At 52.7% G+C, this 24,794-nt stretch carries 26 protein-coding genes; 12 read left to right on the top strand and 14 right to left on the bottom strand.

What is annotated here, in order from left to right; translation table 11 throughout:
- Nucleotides 1-91 precede the first annotated feature (91 nt).
- Complete coding sequence (locus J3362_RS06845) at nucleotides 92-850, top strand: BUD32 family EKC/KEOPS complex subunit (protein ID WP_349518793.1); 759 nt, start codon at nucleotides 92-94, stop codon at nucleotides 848-850.
- 115 nt (nucleotides 851-965) lie between these two features.
- Here J3362_RS06845 and J3362_RS06840 read toward each other — a convergent pair whose 3' ends face one another.
- Both J3362_RS06840 and J3362_RS06835 read right to left on the bottom strand, forming a co-directional pair.
- A complete protein-coding gene (locus tag J3362_RS06840; protein WP_167539881.1) occupies nucleotides 966-1,109 on the bottom strand; it encodes a hypothetical protein in 144 nt (47 codons plus the stop codon).
- 165 nt (nucleotides 1,110-1,274) lie between these two features.
- On the bottom strand, nucleotides 1,275-2,150 hold the full coding sequence (locus tag J3362_RS06835) for a PhzF family phenazine biosynthesis protein (protein WP_349518792.1): 876 nt from the start codon (nucleotides 2,148-2,150) through the stop codon (nucleotides 1,275-1,277).
- Nucleotides 2,151-2,259: 109 nt separating this feature from the next.
- On the opposite strand from J3362_RS06835, the gene J3362_RS06830 reads away from it, so the two are divergent.
- Nucleotides 2,260-3,153 (top strand): LysR substrate-binding domain-containing protein, encoded by an 894-nt coding sequence (locus J3362_RS06830; RefSeq protein WP_349518791.1) that lies wholly within the window; start codon nucleotides 2,260-2,262, stop codon nucleotides 3,151-3,153.
- On the opposite strand, the gene J3362_RS06825 is transcribed toward J3362_RS06830, so the two are convergent.
- From J3362_RS06825 to J3362_RS06805, 5 genes are all read right to left on the bottom strand, one after another.
- Entirely contained in the window at nucleotides 3,150-3,629 is a 480-nt protein-coding gene (locus J3362_RS06825; RefSeq protein WP_349518790.1) for a nucleoside deaminase, read from the bottom strand. The two genes, J3362_RS06830 and J3362_RS06825, sit on opposite strands and share 4 nt — an antisense overlap.
- Complete coding sequence (locus J3362_RS06820; protein WP_349518789.1) at nucleotides 3,622-4,197, bottom strand: FMN-dependent NADH-azoreductase; 576 nt, start codon at nucleotides 4,195-4,197, stop codon at nucleotides 3,622-3,624. The genes J3362_RS06825 and J3362_RS06820 overlap by 8 nt, the downstream gene beginning before the upstream one ends.
- A 26-nt stretch (nucleotides 4,198-4,223) precedes the next feature.
- Nucleotides 4,224-4,694, bottom strand: a complete 471-nt coding sequence (locus J3362_RS06815) for a nuclear transport factor 2 family protein (protein WP_349518787.1) — start codon at nucleotides 4,692-4,694, stop codon at nucleotides 4,224-4,226.
- A 46-nt stretch (nucleotides 4,695-4,740) separates the two neighbouring features.
- Complete coding sequence (locus J3362_RS06810) at nucleotides 4,741-5,337, bottom strand: RNA polymerase sigma factor (RefSeq protein ID WP_349518786.1); 597 nt, start codon at nucleotides 5,335-5,337, stop codon at nucleotides 4,741-4,743.
- A gap of 130 nt (nucleotides 5,338-5,467) precedes the next feature.
- On the bottom strand, nucleotides 5,468-6,172 hold the full coding sequence (locus tag J3362_RS06805; RefSeq protein ID WP_349518785.1) for an FMN-dependent NADH-azoreductase: 705 nt from the start codon (nucleotides 6,170-6,172) through the stop codon (nucleotides 5,468-5,470).
- A 139-nt stretch (nucleotides 6,173-6,311) separates the two neighbouring features.
- Here J3362_RS06805 and J3362_RS06800 point away from each other — a divergent pair, with 139 nt between their 5' ends.
- On the top strand, nucleotides 6,312-7,163 hold the full coding sequence (locus J3362_RS06800) for a LysR family transcriptional regulator (RefSeq protein ID WP_349518783.1): 852 nt from the start codon (nucleotides 6,312-6,314) through the stop codon (nucleotides 7,161-7,163).
- 121 nt (nucleotides 7,164-7,284) lie between these two features.
- On the top strand, nucleotides 7,285-7,629 hold the full coding sequence (locus J3362_RS06795; protein ID WP_349518782.1) for a hypothetical protein: 345 nt from the start codon (nucleotides 7,285-7,287) through the stop codon (nucleotides 7,627-7,629).
- A gap of 65 nt (nucleotides 7,630-7,694) precedes the next feature.
- Here J3362_RS06795 and J3362_RS06790 read toward each other — a convergent pair whose 3' ends face one another.
- The gene (locus J3362_RS06790; RefSeq protein ID WP_349518781.1) at nucleotides 7,695-8,693 is read right to left on the bottom strand and encodes a GntR family transcriptional regulator; all 999 of its coding nucleotides are present in this window, start codon (nucleotides 8,691-8,693) and stop codon (nucleotides 7,695-7,697) included.
- Nucleotides 8,694-8,851: 158 nt separating this feature from the next.
- On the opposite strand from J3362_RS06790, the gene J3362_RS06785 reads away from it, so the two are divergent.
- The 7 genes from J3362_RS06785 to J3362_RS06755 all read left to right on the top strand — a co-directional run bounded on the left by J3362_RS06785 (nucleotide 8,852) and on the right by J3362_RS06755 (nucleotide 15,960).
- Nucleotides 8,852-10,264, top strand: coding sequence for an amidase family protein (locus J3362_RS06785; protein ID WP_349518779.1), 1,413 nt, complete (start codon nucleotides 8,852-8,854; stop codon nucleotides 10,262-10,264).
- A gap of 10 nt (nucleotides 10,265-10,274) precedes the next feature.
- Nucleotides 10,275-11,141 carry a polysaccharide deacetylase family protein gene (locus J3362_RS06780; protein WP_349518778.1) on the top strand — a complete coding sequence of 289 codons (867 nt, stop codon included), beginning with the start codon at nucleotides 10,275-10,277 and terminating at the stop codon, nucleotides 11,139-11,141.
- Between the two features lie 13 nt (nucleotides 11,142-11,154).
- Nucleotides 11,155-12,327 (top strand): ABC transporter substrate-binding protein, encoded by a 1,173-nt coding sequence (locus tag J3362_RS06775; RefSeq protein ID WP_349518777.1) that lies wholly within the window; start codon nucleotides 11,155-11,157, stop codon nucleotides 12,325-12,327.
- A 28-nt stretch (nucleotides 12,328-12,355) separates the two neighbouring features.
- Nucleotides 12,356-13,669, top strand: coding sequence for a cytosine permease (gene codB / locus J3362_RS06770; RefSeq protein WP_349518775.1), 1,314 nt, complete (start codon nucleotides 12,356-12,358; stop codon nucleotides 13,667-13,669).
- Nucleotides 13,666-14,355, top strand: a complete 690-nt coding sequence (locus J3362_RS06765; RefSeq protein WP_349518774.1) for a DUF1989 domain-containing protein — start codon at nucleotides 13,666-13,668, stop codon at nucleotides 14,353-14,355. Before codB ends, J3362_RS06765 begins: the two co-directional genes overlap by 4 nt.
- Before the next feature lie 339 nt (nucleotides 14,356-14,694).
- Nucleotides 14,695-14,988 (top strand): LysR substrate-binding domain-containing protein, encoded by a 294-nt coding sequence (locus J3362_RS06760; protein ID WP_349518773.1) that lies wholly within the window; start codon nucleotides 14,695-14,697, stop codon nucleotides 14,986-14,988.
- Between the two features lie 546 nt (nucleotides 14,989-15,534).
- Complete coding sequence (locus J3362_RS06755; protein WP_349518772.1) at nucleotides 15,535-15,960, top strand: anthrone oxygenase family protein; 426 nt, start codon at nucleotides 15,535-15,537, stop codon at nucleotides 15,958-15,960.
- Nucleotides 15,961-16,211: 251 nt separating this feature from the next.
- Here J3362_RS06755 and J3362_RS06750 read toward each other — a convergent pair whose 3' ends face one another.
- The 6 genes from J3362_RS06750 to J3362_RS06725 form a co-directional block, all read right to left on the bottom strand.
- Nucleotides 16,212-16,832 (bottom strand): hypothetical protein, encoded by a 621-nt coding sequence (locus tag J3362_RS06750; protein ID WP_349518771.1) that lies wholly within the window; start codon nucleotides 16,830-16,832, stop codon nucleotides 16,212-16,214.
- 3 nt (nucleotides 16,833-16,835) lie between these two features.
- Nucleotides 16,836-18,149 carry a site-specific integrase gene (locus J3362_RS06745; RefSeq protein WP_349518769.1) on the bottom strand — a complete coding sequence of 438 codons (1,314 nt, stop codon included), beginning with the start codon at nucleotides 18,147-18,149 and terminating at the stop codon, nucleotides 16,836-16,838.
- A gap of 102 nt (nucleotides 18,150-18,251) precedes the next feature.
- Nucleotides 18,252-18,902, bottom strand: coding sequence for a hypothetical protein (locus J3362_RS06740; protein WP_349518768.1), 651 nt, complete (start codon nucleotides 18,900-18,902; stop codon nucleotides 18,252-18,254).
- Between the two features lie 950 nt (nucleotides 18,903-19,852).
- Nucleotides 19,853-20,818: an ATP-binding protein gene (locus J3362_RS06735; RefSeq protein WP_349518767.1), complete on the bottom strand. Its 966-nt coding sequence runs from the start codon at nucleotides 20,816-20,818 to the stop codon at nucleotides 19,853-19,855.
- A complete protein-coding gene (locus J3362_RS06730) occupies nucleotides 20,815-22,731 on the bottom strand; it encodes a TnsB C-terminal domain-containing protein (RefSeq protein ID WP_349518765.1) in 1,917 nt (638 codons plus the stop codon). The genes J3362_RS06735 and J3362_RS06730 overlap by 4 nt, the downstream gene beginning before the upstream one ends.
- A complete protein-coding gene (locus tag J3362_RS06725) occupies nucleotides 22,728-23,405 on the bottom strand; it encodes a hypothetical protein (protein WP_349518764.1) in 678 nt (225 codons plus the stop codon). Before J3362_RS06725 ends, J3362_RS06730 begins: the two co-directional genes overlap by 4 nt.
- A gap of 526 nt (nucleotides 23,406-23,931) precedes the next feature.
- Here J3362_RS06725 and J3362_RS06720 point away from each other — a divergent pair.
- Nucleotides 23,932-24,588, top strand: coding sequence for a tyrosine-type recombinase/integrase (locus J3362_RS06720; protein WP_349518762.1), 657 nt, complete (start codon nucleotides 23,932-23,934; stop codon nucleotides 24,586-24,588).
- Nucleotides 24,589-24,794: the final 206 nt, after the last annotated feature.

The raw sequence follows: 24,794 nt of genomic DNA, 5'->3' as shown, positions 1-24,794 counted from the left end.
CGAGTTGCGGCATCGGCAAGGGCTTGGTTAAACCAGGATTGATCCGGCCAGCTTGCCCAATAATCTGCATATCTTGGAGTTGGGAGGGGGAATGAACGGCCAAACGAACTGCCCGTCGATGGGTTCCAGCTGGCAGCCTGCTGCAATTACCGATGCCGCTGACCAGAAATGGTACAAGCCAATCATCTCTGTAAACGCCGACAACAGCGGCAACCGGCACGTCTACAAGGCTTTCAGATTCTCCCGGGGCCTGCTCGGGAATTACTTCCGGTTTCTCGCGTCCCACGAATTCAGGATGCTGAGAAAAGTCGAGCACCTGGATTTCACGCCTGATCAAGTCAGCCGGCCATCAGACCCTTCGCCTACCATCCATTATCGTCTGATAGAGGGAAGGCCGGTGAAGGAAATTGCGGCGGGCAAGGGGGTACCGCACAACTTTTTCTCACGACTTTTCAGTGATGTGAAGACCCTGCACCAGCATGGGGTTGCCCACATGGACCTCGGCAATTCCGGAAACATTCTGGTGTCGGGACGCGGCGACCCTGCAATCATTGATTTTGGCTCAGCTATCCCCTTGAGTTGGCTGCCATCATCTGTCCAGAGCTGGGCCTGCCGCAAGGATATTCTTGGTGTTCTGAAGCTCTGGCATCGCTTCGATAGTGAATCTATGCCACTGTTTCTTCAACATTATTACCAGAGCAATTACCGCAAAAATATCTACACGCCCACGCGTTTTCTGAAGGCGTTAAGGCGCTGGGTAACAAGCGGCGCTGGCGCTGAAGACCTGTCCGGAGTGGCGACCGTGATCAGTGTGTTTTTCGGGCTACTGGTACTGGTATCTTTCACCTGAAGAGCGGCGTTCTGCCGCTCAATTTAATGCTTTCCGATGGGCGACAATTGTTGGACGGGTCACAGGCATAAAAAAGGGGCGGTCATGATGACCGCCCCTTTTCGTTGTGATCAGCTTAGTTGCTGATACCAAGATCGACTGTTTCGATCGCTGGATTGTTTCCACGCTCGATATCTTCCTGGCTGACACCCTCGGCCTGTGCGAATGCAGAGAAAGCGATTACAGAGAAAACGAGAAAGAACTTGTTGATTGCGTTCATGTGATATTCCACCTTGTAAGAGAGTTAAGTTAAACAGCATCGCCGTATTGGCTTGATGGTTATTCTCTTGGTTTCCCGTCTACAGAAAAAATTGCTTTGCGGTATACAACACATCAGCTCAGGTGATGGGTTTAGACGAGCGCGTTAGTGCTCGCCTAAGGGTCATCAAAAATCAACTTCAATAACTTTTCTGATTGCGCCCCGACCACCCGCGAACAGGTTCTTGATCCTGCTATCGGTTCCAATAGTCAGCCGCACGTTTATGACGCTAGGTGAGGGTGCGGGCATCCAGCGACCCTGTTCGATAGTGAACTCCTGCTTCTGGATAGCCAATTGCTCACGCAGATAGCAGGCCAGCGGGCCAGCAGCCATTCCTGTCGCAGACTCCTCCAGGATGCCATATCGGGGTGCGAACATGCGGGCTCCTGCGTCTCTCCCATCGCCAACGCCGTCGAAGGAGAATACGTAAAATCCTATAAGATCCAGAGCTTCGCTAAGCCTCTCGATGAGGCCGAAATCTGGCTGAAGACCCTTGACTGTCTGGCCGTCTCGAATGCCAATCACCACAAAGCTGTTGCCGGTATTGACCAGCATCGGCTCGGCACCCTCGATCAGATCGTCGGTGGTTATTCCAAGGGACAGCAGGGCGGTCTTTAGATCATTCTCGTCCAGCGCCTCAAAGCGAGGAGCCCTCTGTTCCATATAGGCGGCTTCGTCCTCCATGTTGACCGATCTCAGGCCATCAATGGTTTCCTTTGATGACTGATCATGGGCTAACAGACCTTTTTGCTTTAGAAAACTGAATGTCGCGATCGTTGCATGGCCACAGTGAGCGATCTGCTGGGTTGGTGTAAAAAATTCCAGTTTTATGTCTGCCAACTCCGACGCAGACACAAAAGCCGTTTCCGACAAGCCGACAGCCGCCGCGATCTTCTGTTTTTGCTCGGAGCTGAATAGGTCGGCATTCAACACAACACCTGCAGGGTTGCCGCCGGAATCGCCGTCAACAAAAGCACTGATGATTGGGACTTCAATTTTCATGATGAGTATTCCTACCGTTGATTTAGTCACCTTATGTTTTCAGTCAACGGTTCCCCGAACAAACGGGTAAACCTGGTCTATGCTTAATTAAAAATTAACCGTGAGCAGAATGGAACCAATGCAGAAACTACCTCCGCTTAGGGCATTGCAGGCATTTCGGTACGCTGCGAGAGAGCTAAGCTTCAAATCGGCGGCAGAGGCCCTGAACATTTCCCAGGCGGCCGTCAGCACCCACATTCGTGGCTTGGAGGATTTTCTGGGGTTGAAGCTTTTTGTTCGTTTAACCCGCGAAGTGAGGCTGACGCATGAAGGCAGAGCACTTTCGGGGTATGTGGAGACTGGCTTTCAGGAGCTGGAGAGAGGCATTGCGCTGTTTGCACCAAACTCCGATCCTGGACGACTGACCGTTGCAACAGTGCCATCCTTCGCGAGTCGGTGGCTTGTGCCCAGAATCGATTCGTTTCAAAGAGCTCATCCTGAGATCCAGCTAAGTCTTCAACCCAATTTGCAGTTGGTTGGTTTTCAGGGTGATGGCGTGGATCTCGCGATCCGGTATGGCAGCGGTAATTATCCCGGGCTCGAGTCCAGGCTATTGCTCGAAGAAAAACTGCTGCCGGTGTGTCACAGCATGCTCACTGACAGTGAGCCTGTAACGCCTGAGAGTCTGGCAAAACTTCCGTGGCTTATCGATGAATCAAGCGACCTGGAAAGCTCGTGGAGAGCGTTTCAGGAAGAACTCGGCATCGAAATACCTGACAGCTCCATAACGCTTCGGGTAACAGAGGGATCGACGCTCGTGGAGGCTGTGCTGGCTGGCAGGGGGATAGCATTGATGCGATACAGCCTCGTTGCCGATCTTTTTAAAGCCGGCTTGCTTCAGAGCCCGATTGAAATTTCGGTCCCGGCAGAGTACCAATACTACCTGGTTGCACCGGAAGCGAAATTCCGCACGGACAAGGTTCGCGCATTTGTATCGTGGATTTTGGGCGAAGTAGGTTCTTAATCGCCCATGTTCATTTTGGCTATTTGGAATGGGAGTAACCTCCTCTCATTATCCAGCGCCAGAACCTCGAACTCATGAAAAATGCTTTCGTTGAGATACTCGTATGTCCATAGATAATTAAACCCCTGTTCTTCCGCCTCATATCGACTCGACAACACAACGACTTTCTGAATCCCCGCCATACGAATTGCCATATAGCAGAGGGCGCAAGGCTCTCCTGACGCAATCAACGTTGTCCCGCTGAGTGAGACCCTTTTTACAGTCCGTGAAGCCTCTCTGATCGCCTGGATTTCAGCGTGTGCGGTACAGTCCAGTTGCTTGGCGACCTGATTCACGCCTTGGCCAATCAGGTCCCCATTTTGATCCAGAATAATTGCCGAAAAGGGCAAGCCATTGGCCTTTACATTGCTGACAGCCAAATCAATGGCGATGTCAGCACACTCCATGAGACGTTCTTCGTTAATCGCCTTACACATCGGCAATCTCATAATTCGACGGTTGAGCCAGGTTTGAAATGCTTAGTTCAAGGGCGAGCTCCTCGGCTCGCTGCCTGGCATTGGCGACTGATATCCGATGCCTCTCGTCCCCAAATTCCTGGTACTCGGCGGCAATCTCGTAGACTGTGTCTACGCCGAGATACTTACTCAGCGTGCGCAGGTGCGGTGCCAGGTGACCAGCGACCTCTCGTATTCCACCTTTTTCAAAGCCAAACTCTCCGCTGGAAGTCACTATGATCAGAGTTTTACCTGAGAGCAGGGGCTGCAGGGGGAATTCTCCTCGTGAGAGATCAAAATCATACGTTTTGTCGATGCGCACGATCTGATCGAACCAGGCCTTCAGATGAGCAGGCACGCCGTAGTTGTACATTGGCGAGGAAATGAGGATAACGTCGGCTTTGGCCACCTCAGCTATCAACGTGTCGGACAGCGCCAGTCTTTCCCGCTGCGCTGGGGTTCTCTTTTCTTCGGAGTGAACACCGCGCCTATCTTCCAGCTTGGATACGGTCAGGCCGATATGGTGCGTGCCTTGGGTGAGATCAGACATGTGGTATCTCCTGAATCAGTTAGAGATCAGAGACCCAGGTCACTGAGGCCGGGGTGACCATCTGGTCGGCGACCGAGGGGCCAAGCGAAAAGACGATCTCTTTCTTTCATAGGGCTGTCATTAATGCACGCGAATCGTCGCTGCATCAGCCCGTTATCATCAAATTCCCAATTTTCATTTCCGTAGGACCGAAACCAGTTCCCGCTACCGTCGTGCCACTCATAGGCATAGCGCACAGCAATCCGGTTGTCGGTGTAGGCCCAGAGCTCCTTGATAAGGCGGTAATCCAGTTCACGATTCCATTTACGGGTAAGGAATTCCTCGACCTGTTCGCGGCCATTGGCGAACTCCGCCCGATTGCGCCAGCGGGTGTCCGCTGTGTAGGCGAGGGCAACCTTCGCCGGGTCCCGGCTGTTCCAGCCATCTTCGGCAAGGCGGACCTTTTCAATGGCACTTTCCTGGGTAAACGGAGGTAGTGGTGGACGTTGGGTACTCATAGGCGTTCTCCAGTTTTAGCAAAACACAGTGAACAGGCCGCCTGGATCAGAGCAGGGCGGCCAGTTCATTTCGTACACGGTGCAGGATGACCCGCAGGTTTCCGTGGGAAATCTCGAGCACATCGGACACCTGCGAGCCGGTGAGTGGGCTCATGCCCTTGAGCAGAATCGCGTTGGCGTGATCCCGGTTCATATTCTTCATTTCAACGCGAATGCGTTCCTGAACCTTTGCAGTCTGGGTAGCCAGCTCCGGTTCGCTAAGATGCCCGGCGGCGCCATTAAATTGGTTGTCCGGTGAGTTATCGGACAACAGGGCGAGGCTTGGCGTGGCAGGAAATTCCTTACGGTTTTCCCGATACGTGTTGAAGGCTTTATTGGTGACAATCCGGCACAGCCAGGTCTTGAGTGACGAACGGCCCTCGAAAGAACCAATGGCTCCAATCGCCGCCATCCAGGCCTCCTGGGCGATATCATCGGCCATGGCTGCAGAAGTGTACTTGGCCGCAACCCTCAGCATCACTGGATGATATCGCCGGTAAGCTTCCGCAAAGGCTTGTGGGTGCCCGGTCTGCAAGCCATCTATCAAATCAGCTTCATGCCCAAACACGGGCGCCTTTCGGGTGGTTTTGATTTGAATGTCCATCGTGCTCTTCTCCATGCCGTGTACGCTGGTGGTTCATAAATGGAACCGACAACACCGCCAGTCCAAAAACACCCTGAGTCACTACGCCGAGTGGTATTTCTTGAAGTAGAGACGTTCTTCGTTAATCGCCTTACACATCGGCAATCTGATGATTCGACGGTTGAGCCAGGTTTGAAATGCCTAGTTCAAGGGCGAGCTCCTCGGCTCGCTGCCTGGCATTGGCGACTGATATCCGATGCCTCTCGTCCCCAAATTCCTGGTACTCGGCGGCAATCTCGTAGACTGTGTCTACGCCGAGATACTTACTCAGCGTGCGCAGGTGCGGTGCCAGGTGACCAGCCACCTCTCGTATTCCACCTTTTTCAAAGCCAAACTCTCCGCTGGAGGTCACTATGATCAGAGTTTTACCTGAGAGCAGGGGCTGCAGGGGGAAGTCTCCTCGTGAGAGATCAAAATCAAACGTTTTGTCGATGCGCACGATCTGATCGAACCAGGCCTTCAGGTGAGCAGGCATGCCGTAGTTGTACATTGGTGAGGAAATGAGGATAACGTCGGCTTTGGCCACCTCAGCTATCAACGTGTCGGACAACGCCAGTCTTTCCCGCTGCGCGGGGGTCCTCTTTTCTTCAGGAGTGAACACCGCGCCTATCCAATCCTGGCTAATGAAATCAGGTGGATTCATCCCTACGTCACGATAGATATAGTCATCCGTGGGCCGTTTCTGTCGCCAGGTCTCAATAAATCGACGAGCGATGTTCTTCGATATGGAATCGTGATCCGGGTTCGGGTTGTTTGCGGCTCTGACGCTTGAGTCGATGTGTAATAGTGTGCCCATTTTGCTTGCCTCGGTTGGTGATTAACAGTGGCTATTTTGTGAGCCTATGGAGACCGGGACAAACGAAAAGAATGCACTTACAGATGAGTTAAGTTCACCTATAATGTTCCTAACTTGGTGGTGGATTCGGAGATTACGTGTGCAGGTATCGTTACAGGCACTGAAAGCCTTTGAGGCGGCTGCCCGACTGGGAAGCTTTAAATTGGCCGCAGAGGAGCTCTCGCTGACGCCGGCCGCTATTTCGCACCACATCGGCAACCTGGAAAATCGGTTAAACATAAGTTTGTTTCATCGGCAGGGGAGACGGATATCCCTTACGGGAACAGGTTCAAGATTGGCAAAAGCCACCTCGGAGGGATTTCAGAGAATTGACAGTGCACTGGAGGAGGTGATGAAGGCGGGCAGTGCGGTCAGGGTGACAACAACATCATCCTTGGCAGCCATGGTGCTGATCCCTTACCAGCATGAGTTTGAGCAAGCCAACCCGGATATTTCTGTCGAAATTTCGACAGGCGAGTCTGTAGAAAACCAGCCCTACATTATTCCGATCCGGCTCGGCGATGCCTTGACTGTTCAGAAAGCTGATGTCGTCAAATCCGAGTCGTTCAATGTGTTTGGCGCGTATGGCAAGGAGCCGCCCGCGTGGGCAAATGAGACCATTACCGTGTTTTCAACCGAGTGGAAAAATAGATCGCTACCGGATCCTCCATTCGGCGCCTGGTTGAAAAAAAATGGACTGGGTGGGGCCGATATAAGACTCAAAAAGTTTGATCAAGAGATTTTCGGAATCCAGCAGGCAATGGCGGAAAACGGACTGGTGTTTTGTTCGACAACGCTGGCTGCAAGGTTGTCAAAGGCCAAACTTCTACACCAGTTTGAAACTCAGCCGGTAGAGTCAAACCTTTGCTATTACGTACCAAACAAGAACAGCTTTGAGACCCGCGGTGCAGTCAGGTTTCTGAAGTGGATGGAAGATACTTTGAACCAGTAGTTCGTACGTAAGTAAACTTCTTAATTCGGCGTCAAGATCATTGAAGAGACCTTCCTGTAACATTCTGGCCGCCCTGATCGTCAAAGTAATGACTATCGTTGATTAAGTTCGGGAGGGCTCCATGACCGGTTTAACTCAGGTATCGCAGGGAAACTATATACCGACAGAAGGAATGAAGGAGCTTTTGCGGCGGTGGTTTTATCTGAAATTCGTCCAGAAAAAGAGCACCGTTGAATTGATGGCCACAGCCTGCGATCTTCGCAATAAAAGCGCGTTGAGTATTGTCGCGCTGCTGGACGTTGATGAGCAGATGATCTCTCAAGTGGTGGGAAAGAAAAGGCTCATTTTTGTTCAGAACTGCCACGCGTATCTGAAGGACTCAGTAAATCCTGCGGGGTTGGATTCCGGCTTTTTAAACGACTCATATCTGAATCAAAAAAATCCGCTGATCAACCACCAAATGTGACTCTGCAAACTGCATATATTTTATGATCTGTGAGGACGGGAGTTTGCCACTATTCGCCCGATTTTCTACGATATTTTTACTAGGTAGGTCGGCAAAGAAGGTTCTGGAATAACGGACAAGGACTTCATCCTTTCAAGGGTCCTGATCTCTGCATTCAAAAGATGGTTATGAAGATGCTCCGATGCATCGGAGTATTTCCCAGAGATCAGCGATTCAATAACGGCAAGGTGCTCCCGTATGCCAGGTTTTTCAACTGACGCTTTCACGGCGTCGCTGAACACTAGACCTACCACCAAGGGTGTCAAACTTTGATTGATAAACTTGGCGATCTTTTTATTCTGGTTGAATGAGTGGCATCGCTGATGAAGGTCAGCTTCAATCGTTTCCAAAAGTCTCTGATCTTTGTTGTCAGGGCTTTTCGTAAGTGCTTCCTCGAGGCGAAGTTTCATTTGCTCAAGGAGTTCCATCGGAATTAATGGTCCGCAGGTTTCCAGGGAGTACGGTTCTAACAGCCTTCTTGTTTCATAATCCTGCTTTACGTCCCGAGCCGTAAGCGGCCCTGTAATCCAGTGCCCGGTGTTGTCTTTTCCAACAAGACCCTCGTCCATCAGTTTGCCGAGAATTTCCCTGGAGATTGTCCTGCTGACTCCAAAATGCTGGGAATGATTTTCAGAGCGGATCCTGAATTGACCAAACGTCATAGCGATTGAGATGGATCGTTTAGTTGCTTTGTAGGCATCGTCAATAATACTAGGCTCTGAGGGAGCGCTAGCCTGAGCTTTTTCGTCCAAACCAAGCGTGTCTGGTCGAATTTCCTGCCTATGGATAATGTCAGAGTTGTCGGTTTTGTAGCCTCTCCCTTCGAACTTAAAGAGTTTGCCTTCTTCATGTAGCTCGGCCAGAGCGCGTCGTACCGGTGCTCGGCTTGTGTTGAATATCTCGGCAATGTGTCCTTCGAGAATAACCTGTCCTTCCGGGAAGGCGCCCCTTTCAAGCGCCGCCTCCAGTGCGTTCTTGATGACCTCAAAATTCGGTTTTTTTCCACTAGCCCTTTGTTTTGCCAATGCCTTTTTCCTCCCGAAACGCTTGTCGGAGCATAGCGACTTTGCACTGTAATGCAAATTGGACCTAACAGAGACACGTTAATCACGAATAGGTATTGTATCCAATAGTCATTTTAAGCTATCTTTCAAAAATAGAACAATACGTGGAAGGCACTGTGATGAGAATCAGCGAAATTCTTCGTGAGGGGTCCCTGAAAAGTCGAATTGAGGCTCTTAGCTTTGGGATGAGATCAGGTCGATTAACTCCCGTCGATGTCTTTAGGGAAACTCGGTTTAAACAGGGGTATTCCAAGAACCAGGGGATCCTGGTGGAGCCTCTGGGCGAAACTCCGTTGGTCCAAGCTCGCTCCAGTGAAAAAAGGTATCTGAACGATGAGCAATTTGGATTGCTCGACGGCATTCCTTTTGGAGTAAAAGATCTTATCGATGTTGAAGGGTGCACTACCTCTCGCGGTTCTCTTGTATATAGGAATACGCCGCCTGCGAAGAGAAGCGCTGAGGCCGTCGAGAGACTTGGTTTTCAGGGAATGGTTTTCGGCGGGAAGACAAATCTGTCCGAGTTGGCGTTTTCAGGAGTCGGGACAAACGACTTATTTGGCAGTCCCATTAATCCGAGAGCAACTACCGGTAAATACATCACGGGTGGTTCGTCTTCGGGAAGTGCCGCAGGTGTCGCCTCAGGACTTTGGCCTGTGTCACTGGGTACTGATACCTCGGGATCGTCCCGGATTCCCGCTGCGTTTTGTGGCGTCGTCGGATTCAAGCCATCTTTCAATAGATACCCTTTGAGGGGAGTGGCTCCTCTAGCACCCTCACTGGATCATTTGGGCATCAATTCTCTCACAGTACAGGACTGCATCATTCTGGATCAGGCCCTGAGAGGTCTGGCCCCTATACCGAAAGTTCGAATGCTCTCCGAGCAAACCGAGTTCCTGGTACCACGCAATAAGTCGATCCAGCCACGTGATTCGCACATCAAAGACAATTTCGATAGAAGCCTGGACTTGTTGTCCAACCTTGGGTTCGAGATTCACGAAGTTGATTTTTCACCCTACACAGAAGTTGACCGGCTCTTCGAAATACATGGAAGCCTGGTCGCTCATGAGGCGGCCGAGCAGTACGAAGAATTATTTAAGAACGGACTCACTTCGTATCTCGACCCGAAGATCTTGCAGAGGCTAAAAGAAGGAACGTTACTCAACCGCAGGAGCTATGCACTCCTTCAGAAGGCAAAAAGAAACCTGCGAGCAGAGCTGCCTTCCAGCATTGGTAACAAGATCCTTCTCCAGCCAACAGTAAGAATTCTACCGCCTGCTATTGCATCGGTGCAGCAGGGCGTCGAGCAGTTCAAGGCGTTCAATAAACTCATCCTCGGCAACACGATGTACGCGAATTACCTCGGGATGCCAGCGATAGCCATTCCGAATGGTCATGCCCCAAATGGATTTTCGACTTCAATCCAGTTGGCCGCCGGGTCCGGCAAGGATGACTTCCTTCTAAAAACCGCGCTCTTTCTAGAAGCGGCGCTTTCAAACCACAACATTTACACACCTGACACAGTGTCTCATTGAGGTGATACCGATGAAAAAAATAATGGTTGCCTATGGAGTAGATCTTGATGCCGTTGCCGGTTGGCTTGGTTCCTACGGAGGCGAGGACTCACCCAGCGATATCTCCAGAGGCGTTTTCGCTGGTGAAGTCGGCACTCCACGATTGATTGATCTATTCGATCGTTTCGGAATCAAAGCCTCATGGTTCGTTCCCGGCCACTCGATTGAAAGCTTTCCCAGTCAATTTATGGAAATAGTCGAGGCAGGGCACGAGGTTGGATTGCACGGCTACAGTCATGAAAACCCGATTTCAATGACTTACGAGCAAGAGCGTGATGTCTTGGATAAATCCATCAAATTGGTGGAACGCTTCAGCGGACAGCGGCCGGTTGGGTACGTCGCACCATGGTGGGAATTCAGCAAAAACACCGCCGATCTTTTGCTTTCTCGCGGAATCAAGTACGACCACAGCCTGATGCACCACGACTTCCAACCCTATTACTTAAGAAAGAATGATCGTTGGACGAAGATCGACTACTCAAAGGATGCCGCAGAGTGGATGAAACCGATCGAAAGAGGGCAGGTGACTGACCTCCTTGAGATCCCTGCAAATTGGTACCTGGACGATGAAGTCCCAATGATGTTTGTGAAAAACCAGGCAAACAGCCATGGGTTTGTCACGCCAAGGCAAATTGAAGAGTTGTGGAAGGACCAGTTTGATTGGGTTTATCGAGAATACGATTTTGCGGTTTTTCCAATGACGATCCATCCAGATGTTTCGGGAAGGCCTCAAGTCCTTCTTATGCACGAAAGGTTAATTGATTACATGTTAAGCCACGAGGGTGTGGAGTTCTGTACTTTTAAAGAAATTATGGAACAAGCACCGTCCTATATGTGAAATGGAGTATGTGATGAAGACTATAAAAAATAGCAACACAGAAGAATTAACAGTCTTGGGAACATCAGTTACGCACCTGGAAGTAATAAAGAAGAAGGCTGAATCCGATCTTGGGTTTCCCATTAAGTACATTACATTGGACGGAACCGAGGCGCAGCGGGTTGCTGCGCTAAGTCCCCAAAAGTTCGATGTATATGATCAGTGGTTTCACGACTTGGATTTGATTTGGCCAACTAAAAGCTTACAAGCGATAGACATCAACAGGATTGCTCATTGGGATGACATATCTGAGTCCCTCAATAGTTTAAGAGTTTCTTGCGACTCCAAGGGAACTCCCGGAGGAAGTCCATTTTCAAGACTTTTTATCGATTCAGCGGACCGTTTAACCGGAGATTGCACGGAAAATCTGAGCATGTTGCCAACGGTGTACAACGCCGACACTTTTGCCATGGTCGGCAAGGAAACGCACTACGCCAATAGTTGGGCAGCTTTATTTGATCCCGAATTCTCCGGCCAAGTGAGCATCCAGAATGATGCGGCAATCGGTGTCATCGACTGTTATCTCGCCTACCAATCGTACTCCGGGAAAAGTTTTAAGGATGCGGGAAACTTTGAAATTCCTGAAATAGACGAATTGATCGATTTTCTTTTGGGATTAAAAAAGAAAAAGCATTTTGCACAGTTCTGGAAAGAAGAATCCGAAGTGGCTAATGCAATCAATGCTAAACGAGTTCAAATATCAAGTATGTGGTGGCAAGGATTTGTTTATCTTCGCCGCCTCGGAATAAACGTCAATATGTGCACACCAAAGGAGGGATACCGAGGCTGGTTTGGTGGGCTCTCAATATCCAGTGAAGCGCAAGGTAGCAAACTTGATATGGCATATCGGTACCTGAATTGGTGGCTTGACGGATTTGCCGGCGCTTCGATGACCAGAAACGGTGCATATGTTGCGAACCCGAAAAGCACCAAGAAGTTTCTGGAAAAGGATGAATGGAATTATTGGTACGAAGGTCGCGAGACCAAAAAATCTCTTAAAGACCCGTTTGGCAACAAAATCATTGACCCAGGGGAGGTGCACGAAGGCGGAAACTATCTCGAGCGTAGATCAAATATAGCAATTTGGAATTCGGTGATGGACGAACACAACTATCTCTCAAGACGATGGTTGGACGTCCAAGAATGAAGTTTGATCAAATTACAAGGATAAGGCTATGAACAGTCAAACTAACAAAGACGAGCTGGAGAGTCATGGTGACTACGCATTAACAGCGGTCCCTCTTAATGCAAGAAGGGGCTTTATTTCTATGACAGCGGTGATGCTGGGATTCACATTCTTTGCGTCGAGCATGTGGACCGGCGGCACGCTAGGCCAGAATTTCAGTCTTTGGCCCGATCTTTTGCTGGTTATTCTTGGTGGCAACCTGCTACTTGGGATATACGGCTCACTCCTGGCGTACGCTGCATCTAAAACCAACCTCTCAACGCACGTTCTATTGTGGCATTCCTTCGGAGTTAAAGGATCGAAGCTTCCCTCTTTCATGCTGGCCATAACGCAAATCGGATGGTTCGGTGTAGGGATAGCGATGTTGTCTGCCCCCATTACCAAGTATGTGGGCATCCCTTATGTTCCTCTTCTCTTGGTCGGCGGTCTGGCAATGACCTATACCGTTGCGGTAGGTTTCAAGGCCATTGAATTGCTCAGCATGATTGCGGTTCCCGCCATACTCATTCTCGGCTTTACTTCTGTCTTCAAGGCCATATTTGACGCGCCCGAAGGCATCGATACGATCCTTTTCTCAGAGCCCAGCGGGTCTATGACTATTGCTGTCGGGATGTCACTCGCGGTTGGTTCTTTCATCAGTGGGGCGACGCTTACTCCGGACTTTGTGCGCTTCTCAAAGAATAAGCGAATCGGTGTCTTTTCTACTGCAATCGGGTTCGTTTTCGGTAACAGCCTGATGTTCATTTTTGGCGCTGTCGGCGCAATCGCCACAGGGGTTTCGGACATTGCAGAGGTTCTGGCTCTTCAAGGCCTGTTGGGTGCCGGGATTATTTTGCTGGTCCTCAATATCTGGACAACCAACGACAACGCACTTTATGCCTCAGGTCTCGGACTGGTGAATATTACTGGCCTGAAGCGATCCCACTTGGTATGGGCTGCTGGCATTTTCGGCACTGTCGCATCGGATTTTCTCTATAACAACTTCATAGGATGGCTCAGTTTCCTGAGCGTGTCGCTGCCACCGATCGGTGGAATCATCATTGCCGATTTCTTCTTCCGCGCCAGAACAAATTACCCATCCGTTGAGAGCTTTAAGCCACAAAGATTCAACGGAGTTGCGATCGTTGCCTGGCTAATTGCAATTGCCGTCTCGGTGGCATCGCCAGACACGGGTGTTTTCAGTGTCGCACCTTTGAATGCCATCGTTGCGACCATCGTTAGCTATGCAGTTCTGACCGCCGCCCTTGAGAAGGTAGCAAAAAGGGCCATTCCAAAATCAGTAGAGGCGTTGAAATCATCATGAACGAGACCTTTCTCAGTTTTGCTCCAGGGATATCCGAGGGCAGTAACGATTCTCTGACTAGCGCAATTGCCTCGGATGGCACCCCCAGTCCGGGACAATGGTACAGGGTTCCGGCTCGTTGTGGTGTGGCCGTGCGCCTGAAAAAAGGCAACACGCTCGAGTTAAGGAATGACAGCGGGAGCCAGGTCTGTGATTTCTGGGCGTTTAAGGAAGATAACCTGCATGAATCGTTATCTATGGAGCATTGCAGGACTCATCTGGGAAGGAACTCGATCAAGGAACAGGACGAATTGGTCACGAACTGGCGGCGTCCCGTGTTGAAGGTGCTCAGTGACACCTCTCCGGGTGTTCATGACATGCTCATCGCTTCCTGTGATCTCAATCGGTACAAAGGGCTCGGGGTTAATGGCTATCACGATAACTGTACTGACAACCTGAGGATGGCACTCGCAGTACTCGGTGAGACTGCCACGCATCTTCCATCGCCTCTGAACTTATGGATGAACGTAGGGCTTGGTGAGGATGGTGCCATTGAGTTTCTTGCACCGATTTCAAAGCCGGGAGATGTAATCGAATTTGAGGCATTAGAGGATCTGATCGTTGCAATGTCTGCCTGTCCGCAGGACATCACACCGGTTAACGGTGACGATAGAGAAATTTATGACCTCAATTTCAGGGTCTTCTGAGGCAATGGAGAAATCGCAAAGCGTTTTAATTGGTAGCGCGAAACCTTCGCAGCATTTTCCGATGGTATTATTCGTTCGCCGCTAATTACGCGAGAGAGAAGCAAGCACCTTTGGCACTGTTCATCAGAGTCAAAGGTGCTTGTTTGGTTTTCAGTAAAGCAAAATAGCACATCCGCCCGCTTGGTCGCTGGTGCTTTTAGGCGGTCTGGGGTTCAGAGGCAAAGGCACTCAATAAATGGTCAAGCTTTTCAACCAGATCGCTATTCGTCAGCTCGCCGCGATCGACATCAAAGTTATCAAAGAAGCTTGAAATGCTGAGGCTGCCTTTCAGGAAAGGTCGTGATCAGCTGTTCGCTCGGTGTGGCGCAATTTGTTCTGCTTGATATCGTTACTGATTTCGCCAGGCAGCATCCCAAAGTGCTTATCGAACAACGTGTCTCCAACACCATGGTCGACCTGATTACTGAAGGGATAGACATCGCCATTCGAGGCCATAGTGGCGAATTGCCTGATTCGAGCTTGGTCCAGCGGTTTATCGCCAATGTGGAATGGCAGTTTTATTACTCGCCGTGCTATCTGGAGCAACTAGAACAACTGGAAACACCCTATGATTTAGCCAGTTGTCGTTTTTAAAGGTGGGGAGAGCCGGCGCGAAAGAGGCGATTCCCTTACAGCACAAAGACGGCCTTCGAACCCATCAAAATACCCATATCGGGCTTTGCTCAGAAGATATGTCGACAATCAGACAAGCCGCGATTGATGGCCTGGGCGTTACTGCATTGCCTGATTATGTCTGCAGAACAGCCGTTCAAGCTGGCCAGCTCGAACGGCTGTTCTGCCGGAATGGGTATCCCAGTACGCAAGCCTCAGCCTGTTGATGCCATCAAGCCTGGGTGTGCCACCACATACAAAAGCCTTAGCCGAGTTCATTCGAGAGCGGCTGCCACTGGCTGTGAGGCCACGATAGTCGGAGCAGGGTGGATACACAGGCTTTCAAGCATTGGCCCGGGCAAATTCCGCAGTCTTATCTACTGTCGACTCGCCGAGGCTGAGTTTGAGGTTGTCGCCCTCTGCACAAACTCTGGCGTGCTGCGGCAATAACAACCGGCATTGTTCCACGAAAATTGACTTGCACTTAAACCAACTAAAGTTCATTGCGCGTCTAATAGAGAATAGATCATGACTTTGCTTGAACTCGCATTGATCGTGGCTACATTGCTATCTGCCTTGACGGCCGGGTTTGTCTTTTCCTTTGCATCGGTGATTATGCCAGGAATTGGAAACTTGCCGGATAAGGAATTCATCCGTGCTTTTCAGGCTATCGACGGCGTGATTCAGGCCGGTCATCACATCTTTGGTCTTGTATGGATAGGCTCCGTCTTTGCTTTAATGGCGGCGGTAATTCTGGCAGTCCTGCAACACGATGGCATAGTCCCAACCCTGGTTGTTGCCAGTGCGATCGCTTATATCCTTGGGGTACAACTACCAACCTTTCGAATAAATGTTCCGCTGAATAACGCGTTGCAAACGTTGAATGTGGATGTCATGGATGAATTCACGCTCGACTCAGCACGGCGCTCTTTCGAACATCGCTGGGTACGATAGAACCTGGTCAGGACTGTAGTCGCTTCGGTGGTTAGCGTCTTATTGATGTTTGTGTTGCTGTGGCTCTGAAAGAACCTGCCGGCAGGAACATGGTTGTGGGACGGTGAGAGGTCGTTTAAATGTTAGACGACCACACAAAGAACTAAACTTTCGGTGACCTGCCCCTAGTCTTTAATCCAACTGCTCCCCAGTAATATCCGTTACTGACCCTGACTCCGTATTAGGCCCATCCGGAGTTGGAAAAATCCGGCTCAGTCGCCAATCAGGAACTTAACAAGATCAAGCACAGGCTTGGGCTCATAGCCTCGCACGAGCCACTCCCGAGGGCTGAATTTTTGATCCTCGTGTTCCAAGTCTTGATGGGGCGTGAGCATAAAACGAGAGAAGGCTAATGGACTCAAGGGGGCCATGCAGTTCAGCACGGACTGTAAGTGCGGTATGGGGCCAGACTCAGTGAATTGCCAGCCCGGCAGGACAAGGCGATTATCTTTGAGTTGAATGCCGTGAAAGCGTGGAGGAACACGAAGCACATGCCGCTCTACGGCAGATTCCGACATGCCCAGTAGTTTTGCCACGGCCTTTGTGTCATACGCCTCAGAAACCAGCCTTCGGCTCTCAGTCACAAGTTCAAGGAGGCGGGCCTGGGCTACGACTTGATCGAGGCTCCCGTTATCTAAGCGGGCTCCACCGGAACGTAGAACGGCACGCTCAGAGCGCGACAGAGCAGAATTGGTCTTCCGAGTACTTCTCAAGGGCACCCAATTGACATCAAGGCCAGAGGCTTTCAGAAGGCTGGAGAGGTAGGCAGCTGAGGCGCCGAGCTCGATCATCAGGGAAACATCGGCTTTGGTTAGGGGTAGTTTTGTGGCCATCGCTTAGCTCCTTTTATTCCTACCCTTGGTTTGTCCGTCTACATAGGCATTGATTAGGGCTCCGGGTTCCGAGAACCCCAGCTCTCGCGCAAGAGCCGGGACGTCGTGCAAGTCCGAAGCTGACAGCTTTTGGGTCGCGCCGGTGTGTCGAAGGGCGTTGGATTTCGTTGACATTTCGCGAAGCAAAGCGGCCAGTGCCAAAAGCTTTCCATGGTCAGTGTGCTCGCGGTTTGGACGGTGCGTAACTCTTTCCAGGCGATCAGCGACCCGACAGAAAGCCTGTTCAACCAAGCGTGTTATTTGTCGACGACGCAATGGTTTCCCTGCTCGACTGGTTAATAAAGGAATGGCTTCTCGGGGCGAAGGCAGCGGACTGAGCCTCCGGTAACAGCGATACCGGCGAAGGAAGGGAAAGTAATCATCCGGGATGGCGATTTCTCGGTAGACATCCGCTCTTCCCGTAACGCAGAACAGCCACTGGCCGTCACGGTGGCTGGGCTGTTTGATGCAACTTCCGAAAGTAGGAACACGATCCTCCCCGCCGGCGACCGGCCAAACGGCGAGCTCGCTTACGTGCAACTGCAGGCTTTCCATCGTGACCACGATAAACAATTCTCGCTCAATGACCGGGTTATCGTTGGCCAGGGACATCAGGGTTGTTAAAAAGACAGACCAGTCTTCGCGGGTCAATGCCTGATCTTTGCCGGCAGCTCTTTGAATAAAAACCGGGTTGAGCCGCCGGTCGTTCGAGTGGAGGGTTTCCATCGGATTCTGTGACAAGACCCCCCGTGTTAAAAGCCAATGGCACGTGGTGTGGAGAGCGGCACAGGTTACCTCGAAACTGCCGGGAGTCATGTGATAGGTCGTGGGTTCTGAAGACAGATTGCCGCTGCGCTTGGTATTTTGACGATGGACGAACGGCCGCCACGCCGGATTGGCTTCGAAGGCCACACCGTTCCTTCGGAAGGCGCAGACGTTGTGGGGAGCAATCCAGCCGACCGGCGGGTCTTGGCGCCAACGTAGATACCGGGAGAGGCTTTCTGAGTTTATCTGGCTTAACGACACGCTCTCGACAAGCCACAAGTACAGCAAGAGCCGCTGGCTCTCGGTTCGGTATAGGTTGAACGTACCCTTGGTCTGCTGATAGCCCGAGAGGAACTCCAGAATCCATTTAAACTCCTCGAAGGCGGTTTCGATGGTAAGCCCTTCAATGAAATGAGCCAGCGTGGGGTAGCGCTCAACCTGATGTTGATCGTCACATCGTCTGGCCACATCAAAGAGTGGGTGGGGGCGCAAAGCGGTTTCCCTGGCAGGCATGGCTCGTCTCCTATCATCATTTTTTCGTCGACGTTGCACGCGACGGCGCCGTTAAGCAGCACGGGTGACCGGGGACGAAGTGAATGACATTACAATGGTTGTTCATAAGAACCTCTGACTGCTCGGAGCTTGCACAACGGACGCGTTCGAATAACGTTGGAGCGGATCCCCCGGCCAGTCCCAGTGGTGCGTCGTCCAGCTGGAAAACGCTGCTCGCCCACAGTGCATGGATGGCGCGGCGCTAGAGAGAAACGCAGCCACGTGCTTAAGCTTCAGAGCCCGAGGGGCCGAATCAGCGGACCAGAGAAGGGGAGCTGTGCCTTCTTTTTCACCGTGACATCGGTCTACAGAGTCCCTGATTGACTGGGCAAGTTGGAGTTCCTGTAGTGGTGTCTTGAACCAGTACATCAGATCGAGCCCGTGATGAGTTAACTGGTAGTCGATCAGTCGAGAGGCAAATTGGGGAAAAACCGTTCGGTAACGCGAGTGGTATTGCGTCATTGAAAAGTCGGCGGGGGTCTTCACCAACTTGTCGTGGACACTGGTCACCAGGCTGATGAGTTCCAGGAACAGGAAATCCGAGGCTCGCAGGTAGAACCATCGATCCAGATTTGGGGTCGGCCGAAACAGACGGCCGTCGTTACTCGCTACGAACACCTGCTCCGGTGTCTGAGAGAAGCTTGAATAACGTCCCATCCGACAAATTTCATGCTGTCCGGGCGTCGCAACCTGCCCGGGCGCGAAGTATTTCATGGTAATCGCCTGGCACCACAAGCTGAACGCGAGACACAGCAAACAGACTGTTCCCTCGGCACCAAAGTGCTTTGGCCGGGCATGGCGAAAGTCACGCCAACTGAGCCGGTGAGGTTGAGTAATCTGACTCCGATGCCACACCAGAAGGCGACGAAGTGCCAGACAGAGCAGTGTGCGGCTCAAAGGCGTAATGTTCACGCCACTAGGCCTCAAGGATTCGTTTCGAGCCCTGGACACTCCAGGTGCTGGGGGTGTCCACGGATGAAGCTTGGCCGACCTGGTTTTCAGGGTCTCCCTGACCGTTTTCACCTCGAGCGACTCGAGTTTTCGATCCCAACGTCCGTGCCGTCTGGCGGATTCAAAGGCCAGAAACAGGGGATCGGACAGCACTGGCACTGTAAAACGGGCTTTTTCGGCATCGCTGGTCCAAGCGAGAGTGGCTCGCCGGTCGCAAATGCTTGCATAATTGCGAGAGGCCTGAGTTTGCCAGCACTCTTGAATCCGTCGGTTCAGCCACCCCAATCGCCGGTAAGTCTTCGACGGCAATTGAACCCGTCCGCGTTGTTCAAACGGCAGCACCCCACACAGCTCGCAAATAGGCTCTAGCGCTGTGAGTGGGCGATCCCACGGCAGCCCACACCCGGGGCAACGGCTCGTAAACGCCCTGTGATGGATGGGGCATTGCTGAACGCTTGGCAGTTCGTAGATCAGCGTGTGAAAGAGGTGTTTTGCACAGATCGGGCATTGCCTCGGCCCTTGCCAATAAACGGCCTGCTGCCAAGAATCAGCGTTGCCCTCAACTTCCTGTGACCGGAAGTGCTGTCGAATCCTATGTCGGCTACAGGCCGGGTTGGCGTTCAGCCATCGACGACCCCGGGAATACGCGCTCTCCAGAGGGTGGGCAAAAGCCCACCCTTCGTTTAGGACGCTTTTTCTCAAGCTTGAGATGTTCACGGCCCCTTTCTCCGGAAACGCTGTTGAACGAAATCATCGGCCACATGCGTTATTAACACGGCCTCGCGCAGGAGATCGTCCTCAATGTCCTGCCAGCCATATCGGGGCAGCAGGTCGGTGACCAAGAGGTTGAGAGTGCCCACCGCGTATTCCATGCCCCAGGAGTCGAGGCTGTACTCACGAGCAATCAGCGCGTACACCCGCCAGAGGTCCTTGGCTAAGCTTTTAAACCGCCACCCGGCATCGGTAGCCGCCGGCAGAAAGGCGGCTGTGTAGGTCGGTCCATCGGCAGGAAACCGACGTGTGTCGTATTGCTCCATTACAAACGCCAACTCCTCGCGATTGCGAAGACCGAAATACTCAACCAGTCGTTTACAAAACCGGCCACGGATACGCTGGTACTTCTCGCCAATCATCTGCTCAAGCAACGCATATGCTTCGTCCTGATTACCCACAAAGACGACCATGATTGAGCGATGTAAGTAATCCAATCGATTGAAGAATTCGGCAAACGCGTTGAATTGGCGAGGTTCGAGATGATCAAATTCATCGACGATCAGCACCGACGTTCGAACGCCGGCTTGCGCCTGCAAGTCACAGATGTGTGTCACAAACTGCTCAGAGAGCTGATCGGCATTCGCACGTGGATTGACTGGCAGGCCGGTATCAATGCAGGCCCGACGAGGGACTTCGGCGACCGATTTACGATCGCGATCGACCATCGCCATGTAGGTGACCGGCACCGTCGATCCATCTCGCAGCTGCAGCTGATCTTTTAATGACCGCATGGCCCAGCTCTTGCCGATACGTGGTGTGCCTACGATGAACCCCCCGGTGGTGCCCTGCCATAGCCACTCCGTCAATGTCTTGACCAGGTTCAAGTACGCCGGTGTTTCGAATTGAACCGCTTTCAGCGCCAAGAGCGGGTGATCGGCAAGGGAGGGTCGTTTGCGGTTAGTCATGGCTTGGCTCCCGGGTTGAGGCTGATGGACCAGTAACGTTTCCGTGGGGGTGCCATGGCCTTTGCGGCTGGTTCGGTGCTCGGACCCTTAACCGGGAGCGGTTGGTGACTCTCGGCGTCAATATCTTGCGCCGGATTGGGCCACAGGTAGGTTGGCAGCCCGAAGCCACCGATGAACTCCTGATAGGTGCTCAGGAACCTGGCCAGGGCGGTGGGACTTCGGGCTTGCTCCCGCTGCCGATAAAGGTGATCAGTCAACGGGTCCAGGCTGCGCCGGAGTATGGCCCGTTGGCGTTGAAACAGGTAGCGCCGGGTTCCTATGCCATGGGCGAACGACTGCCATGTTCCGGGACAGCGCACGGGACCGAGGGGTTGACCATTGCGCCGGAAAACCTCCAGTTCGCGAATATCACGGCGGTCGTAACGAACGACGATCTTCTTCTCGCCGGGTGGAACCGCGAGTAAGCCCGGACCCTTGTACTTCAAATACTCGAAGTTGATGTAAGGTTTGCGCTCGGGGTTCGATTGATCGTGGAGCGTGACGGTCTTGACCTGGCTGAAAGGATTCCATTGAGCCCGGATGTCATCGTCCACAGCGACACCGAACACCCGGTCCGCCTGAAAGTGCATCGCCGATAACGGCGTTGCCGTGGCCCGATTCGCCCTCGGGCGGTTATTGGCTTCGGCCAGGGTGACATAGAGTTCCTCTTCGAAAACCGGCAAAGACACCACGGGCGGTGCCTTCCGATTTTTAGCCGATTCACGTTTGGGGTCGGTCACACTGGAGCCGGTCGTGGACGCCAGTCGATGGGTGAATTGCTGATTAACGCGGTTGAAAGCCTGCTCAATGGCTCTGCGCACGGTGGGGGAGCCGGGACGCCCATAGCTCAGCGTGGCGCCCAGCTCTTGGGTGACGAAGACCTCGACGCTACTGGCGTGATGCATCCAGGCGTTGTCCAGCGCAATCTCACGGGGTAGCGGTAAGGGCAGGCTGGTCTGTGTGTTTGGGAAGCCACTTTCCGGCGACACGGTCAGCCCGGGCGTGCTCAGTTGCCGCTTCGCGCCGCGGTGAAGGCATTCCTGAAGCAAACCGAGCAGGTGGTCCTGCGTGGGATGCTTGGTCAACGCCAACCGAAAGCCCAGGATGCAGTCCGTCGCCACATCAATAGCCGCGAGCAGTGTCAGTCGAGGCAGTCTCATGGGCGGCAGTTGTTCCCCGATGGAAATCTCAATCCCCACGGCCGACTGCTGGCAGTCAATGATCTGTTCGTCGATTTCAATGCGGTCATAGAGCTGCAAGGCTGGAGCCGGACCAGGAAGGGTTTTGAAGGCGGTGCGGTGGGTCTTGGCCGCCTGGCAAAGCAGCGTCCAACGGGCGTGCAGATCCCGGCGCACCGATTCGTAGGCCAGCGAATCGGTTGTGTAGGGATAGCGGTCCAGAGGCCAATTGGCTTGCGCCAAGAGATGCTTGAACAAGGCATGGTAGCTCCCCGGGGAAGGCACCTCGGCCCAGCGGGAGTCTTTCAGCCGATCCAATAGCATGCCATCGAGTCCCACCCGCAGCCCGGGAACGTCTTGCAGTAGACGGGCAAACTGACCCCGCTCGGAGCGATCCGGATGGTGCGTATTCAGCACCTGATGGGGCACTAAGCCCCGGAGCAACGACGGTGGTGCGTTCACCGGCCCCCCGAGGCAGCGGTCAAGCAATTGCGTAACGCGGCCGGGGCTCACCCCGTGGAACGTAGCGACCTCGGACAGGGGAGAGCCCGCAAGGACCGATTTGACGATGCGTTGATTGCGCAAGAACGCTTTGCGCTCCTTCTTCGGGATCACGCCGGGGTCCAACGGCGGCCACGCGGAGAACTCGGCTAATCGAGGGCATTGGCGAAGGCGTTCGCGCCAGGTTAGGTTCATGGCAACACCTCCGTTTCAAAGCTCACACGATGATCCGACAGGTCGGTATGGAGTTTGCCTTGATGCAAGAGGCGGAATAGGGCGATTTCTTGAACTCGGGTGGCGGAACGATCCTTCGCCAAGACCCAATCGCCGATTCGTCCCCCTCCGGCCCGAAACACTTGATCGAGGATCGCCTGTTCGTCAACCCACGTGTCGACGTCCCGATGGAGAACGAGCATCTGTACGATCGTGAGCCAGTTACAGGCTTCGATACGCCGCGCGAGAACCGCTTCGTTCGCCAGGACCGAAAAGTGCATGTGGTGATCCCGAAAAAACGCCTCCAGGGTTCTTCGCTTCTGAGGATCGAATTTCGCCCTCGGTTTCAGCTCCACCACGTCCACACGATGGTCACGAACCACATAGCAGTCGGGTTTGTAGTGTTCTTTGCCGATCTTGAGGACAAACGGCTGTGGCACGTAGTGGGAGACCGTGGGATCGCCCTCAAGCAGAGCCGCATGAAAATACTCCGCCAGGGAATGGAATTCGCTGGGGGGCTGGTGCTTGAGCATTTGCGCGACTCGGAAATCGGCGGCCGTCCGGAAATCGCGGGCAGTGGTCTGCTGGCAGGGGGTTAGCGATCGGGCGCCAATCGTCGTCCCAAGTCCTGGTTTGCGGGGTCGCTCGGAAGACAACTGCGCTGCACTGCGGTGGTCATGTCCGGGCAACGTTGGCGTTTCGGAGGGACCTGATCGGTCATTGACAAGGAGCCCAGGCGAGGGCGAGTGACCAGCCACATATGGGTTGGACACTTTAGGCCCGTTGGATTTTGTGTGCATAAAACCAACCTATGCCGATTGTCGCCACGCCAGGGATCCCTACAATCCAGACGAAGGCGCCGAGACCGGCGTTTAGAGAATGTTTTACGCACTAAACAAGTCAATTACGCACAACTTTATTATCGCCCTAAATTCCAAATTGGTCAATATTTGATCACGTTGACTTCAGTTGGTAGTTCGTCAACCGACCCCCGTTTCTTGCGGTTTTCCCGCTGGTTGCCATACTTATGAGACCGGAAGAGGGCGCTTGTTCAGGCCTTTAATTCCAGCCCAAAATTGACAGAACCCCGGAGGGGAAATGTCAAAATACATCACCAGCGCGCGGTCATTTCCCCGCCCGTCCCGAAACAAGCGTTCGCTCGGCTTTCAGGAGCGTCCTCTGGTGTCGTTCCCAATCACCGAAGTCACCATCGATTGGGACCGGCTCATCGACAAGCGACCGTTGCTGCTGGAAACCCTCGACACCATGCCCAAGTACCTGCTCAAGCCCGAGGTGCTGACGCTGCTGGAGGCCGAGACCCACCCCATGCACCGGCTGATCCTGGATCTGATGTGGTGCACCGGCGCCCGGGTCTCCGAGGTGCTGGCGATTACACCGGCGAGTTTCCACGACGACGGCTACGACTTCGGGGTGGTTCTCAAGACGCTCAAGCAAGGGGCAGGGCGGCCGAGCAAACGCAGCCTGCAACGCTCGCCCAAGCGGTTTATTCCCATCTTGGATCGGGACTTCCAGACCCGGATCCAGAGCTACCTGTGGATGGGGAAGTTTCGGAAGGACGAGCGGATCTTTCCGATCACGCGCCAGGCGGTCAGTGCCAACATCGATCGGTTGATTGACCAGGTGGGGGGAGAGCCGCCGTTCAAGATCGGCTGTCATACCTTTCGACACAGCTTTGCGGTGCACTTGCTCCTGCACGGCCGGCCGTTGAAGTTCGTGAGCCAGCTTCTAGGACACAGAAGTGTCGAATCCACAGAGGTTTACACAAATGTGTTAACGTTCGACGGAGCACATTTTTTGGAAGGCGTGGAGTTTCATTAGCGGGCGCCTACCATCCAAGCCGAGGTTAGAAATTGGACCAAGTATCGCTCTTTCGCTGTTAACCAAATTGCTACTCTCCACGTTAGATGGAGGCCGCTCTGTTAAGTAACGCTCAGCAAATGTATTTAACGAGGTCCTCAGAAACAGGGGTTACTTAAACCGAGTAGTTAGCATATGTTTATCTAAGTCGGTTGTGGTCAACCGAG

The organism is Marinobacter sp. NFXS11 (assembly GCF_040148675.1).
Lineage (GTDB): Bacteria > Pseudomonadota > Gammaproteobacteria > Pseudomonadales > Oleiphilaceae > Marinobacter.
This window is presented reverse-complemented; position numbering and strand designations above follow the sequence as displayed.

Excerpts from the sequence above, each read along its gene's own strand:
- J3362_RS06745 (WP_349518769.1), bottom strand. The coding sequence starts at position 18,149 with ATGCCTGCCAGGGAAACCGCTTTGCGCCCCCACCCACTCTTTGATGTG.
- J3362_RS06830 (WP_349518791.1), top strand. The coding sequence starts at position 2,260 with ATGGAACCAATGCAGAAACTACCTCCGCTTAGGGCATTGCAGGCATTT.
- J3362_RS06810 (WP_349518786.1), bottom strand. The coding sequence starts at position 5,337 with ATGGACATTCAAATCAAAACCACCCGAAAGGCGCCCGTGTTTGGGCAT.
- J3362_RS06730 (WP_349518765.1), bottom strand. The coding sequence starts at position 22,731 with ATGAACCTAACCTGGCGCGAACGCCTTCGCCAATGCCCTCGATTAGCC.
- J3362_RS06820 (WP_349518789.1), bottom strand. The coding sequence starts at position 4,197 with ATGTCTGATCTCACCCAAGGCACGCACCATATCGGCCTGACCGTATCC.
- J3362_RS06795 (WP_349518782.1), top strand. The coding sequence starts at position 7,285 with ATGACCGGTTTAACTCAGGTATCGCAGGGAAACTATATACCGACAGAA.
- J3362_RS06750 (WP_349518771.1), bottom strand. The coding sequence starts at position 16,832 with ATGGCCACAAAACTACCCCTAACCAAAGCCGATGTTTCCCTGATGATC.
- J3362_RS06765 (WP_349518774.1), top strand. The coding sequence starts at position 13,666 with ATGAACGAGACCTTTCTCAGTTTTGCTCCAGGGATATCCGAGGGCAGT.
- J3362_RS06755 (WP_349518772.1), top strand. The coding sequence starts at position 15,535 with ATGACTTTGCTTGAACTCGCATTGATCGTGGCTACATTGCTATCTGCC.
- codB (WP_349518775.1), top strand. The coding sequence starts at position 12,356 with ATGAACAGTCAAACTAACAAAGACGAGCTGGAGAGTCATGGTGACTAC.
- J3362_RS06775 (WP_349518777.1), top strand. The coding sequence starts at position 11,155 with ATGAAGACTATAAAAAATAGCAACACAGAAGAATTAACAGTCTTGGGA.
- J3362_RS06815 (WP_349518787.1), bottom strand. The coding sequence starts at position 4,694 with ATGAGTACCCAACGTCCACCACTACCTCCGTTTACCCAGGAAAGTGCC.
- J3362_RS06735 (WP_349518767.1), bottom strand. The coding sequence starts at position 20,818 with ATGACTAACCGCAAACGACCCTCCCTTGCCGATCACCCGCTCTTGGCG.
- J3362_RS06780 (WP_349518778.1), top strand. The coding sequence starts at position 10,275 with ATGAAAAAAATAATGGTTGCCTATGGAGTAGATCTTGATGCCGTTGCC.
- J3362_RS06825 (WP_349518790.1), bottom strand. The coding sequence starts at position 3,629 with ATGTGTAAGGCGATTAACGAAGAACGTCTCATGGAGTGTGCTGACATC.
- J3362_RS06835 (WP_349518792.1), bottom strand. The coding sequence starts at position 2,150 with ATGAAAATTGAAGTCCCAATCATCAGTGCTTTTGTTGACGGCGATTCC.
- J3362_RS06845 (WP_349518793.1), top strand. The coding sequence starts at position 92 with ATGAACGGCCAAACGAACTGCCCGTCGATGGGTTCCAGCTGGCAGCCT.
- J3362_RS06785 (WP_349518779.1), top strand. The coding sequence starts at position 8,852 with ATGAGAATCAGCGAAATTCTTCGTGAGGGGTCCCTGAAAAGTCGAATT.
- J3362_RS06805 (WP_349518785.1), bottom strand. The coding sequence starts at position 6,172 with ATGGGCACACTATTACACATCGACTCAAGCGTCAGAGCCGCAAACAAC.
- J3362_RS06840 (WP_167539881.1), bottom strand. The coding sequence starts at position 1,109 with ATGAACGCAATCAACAAGTTCTTTCTCGTTTTCTCTGTAATCGCTTTC.
- J3362_RS06740 (WP_349518768.1), bottom strand. The coding sequence starts at position 18,902 with ATGAAATACTTCGCGCCCGGGCAGGTTGCGACGCCCGGACAGCATGAA.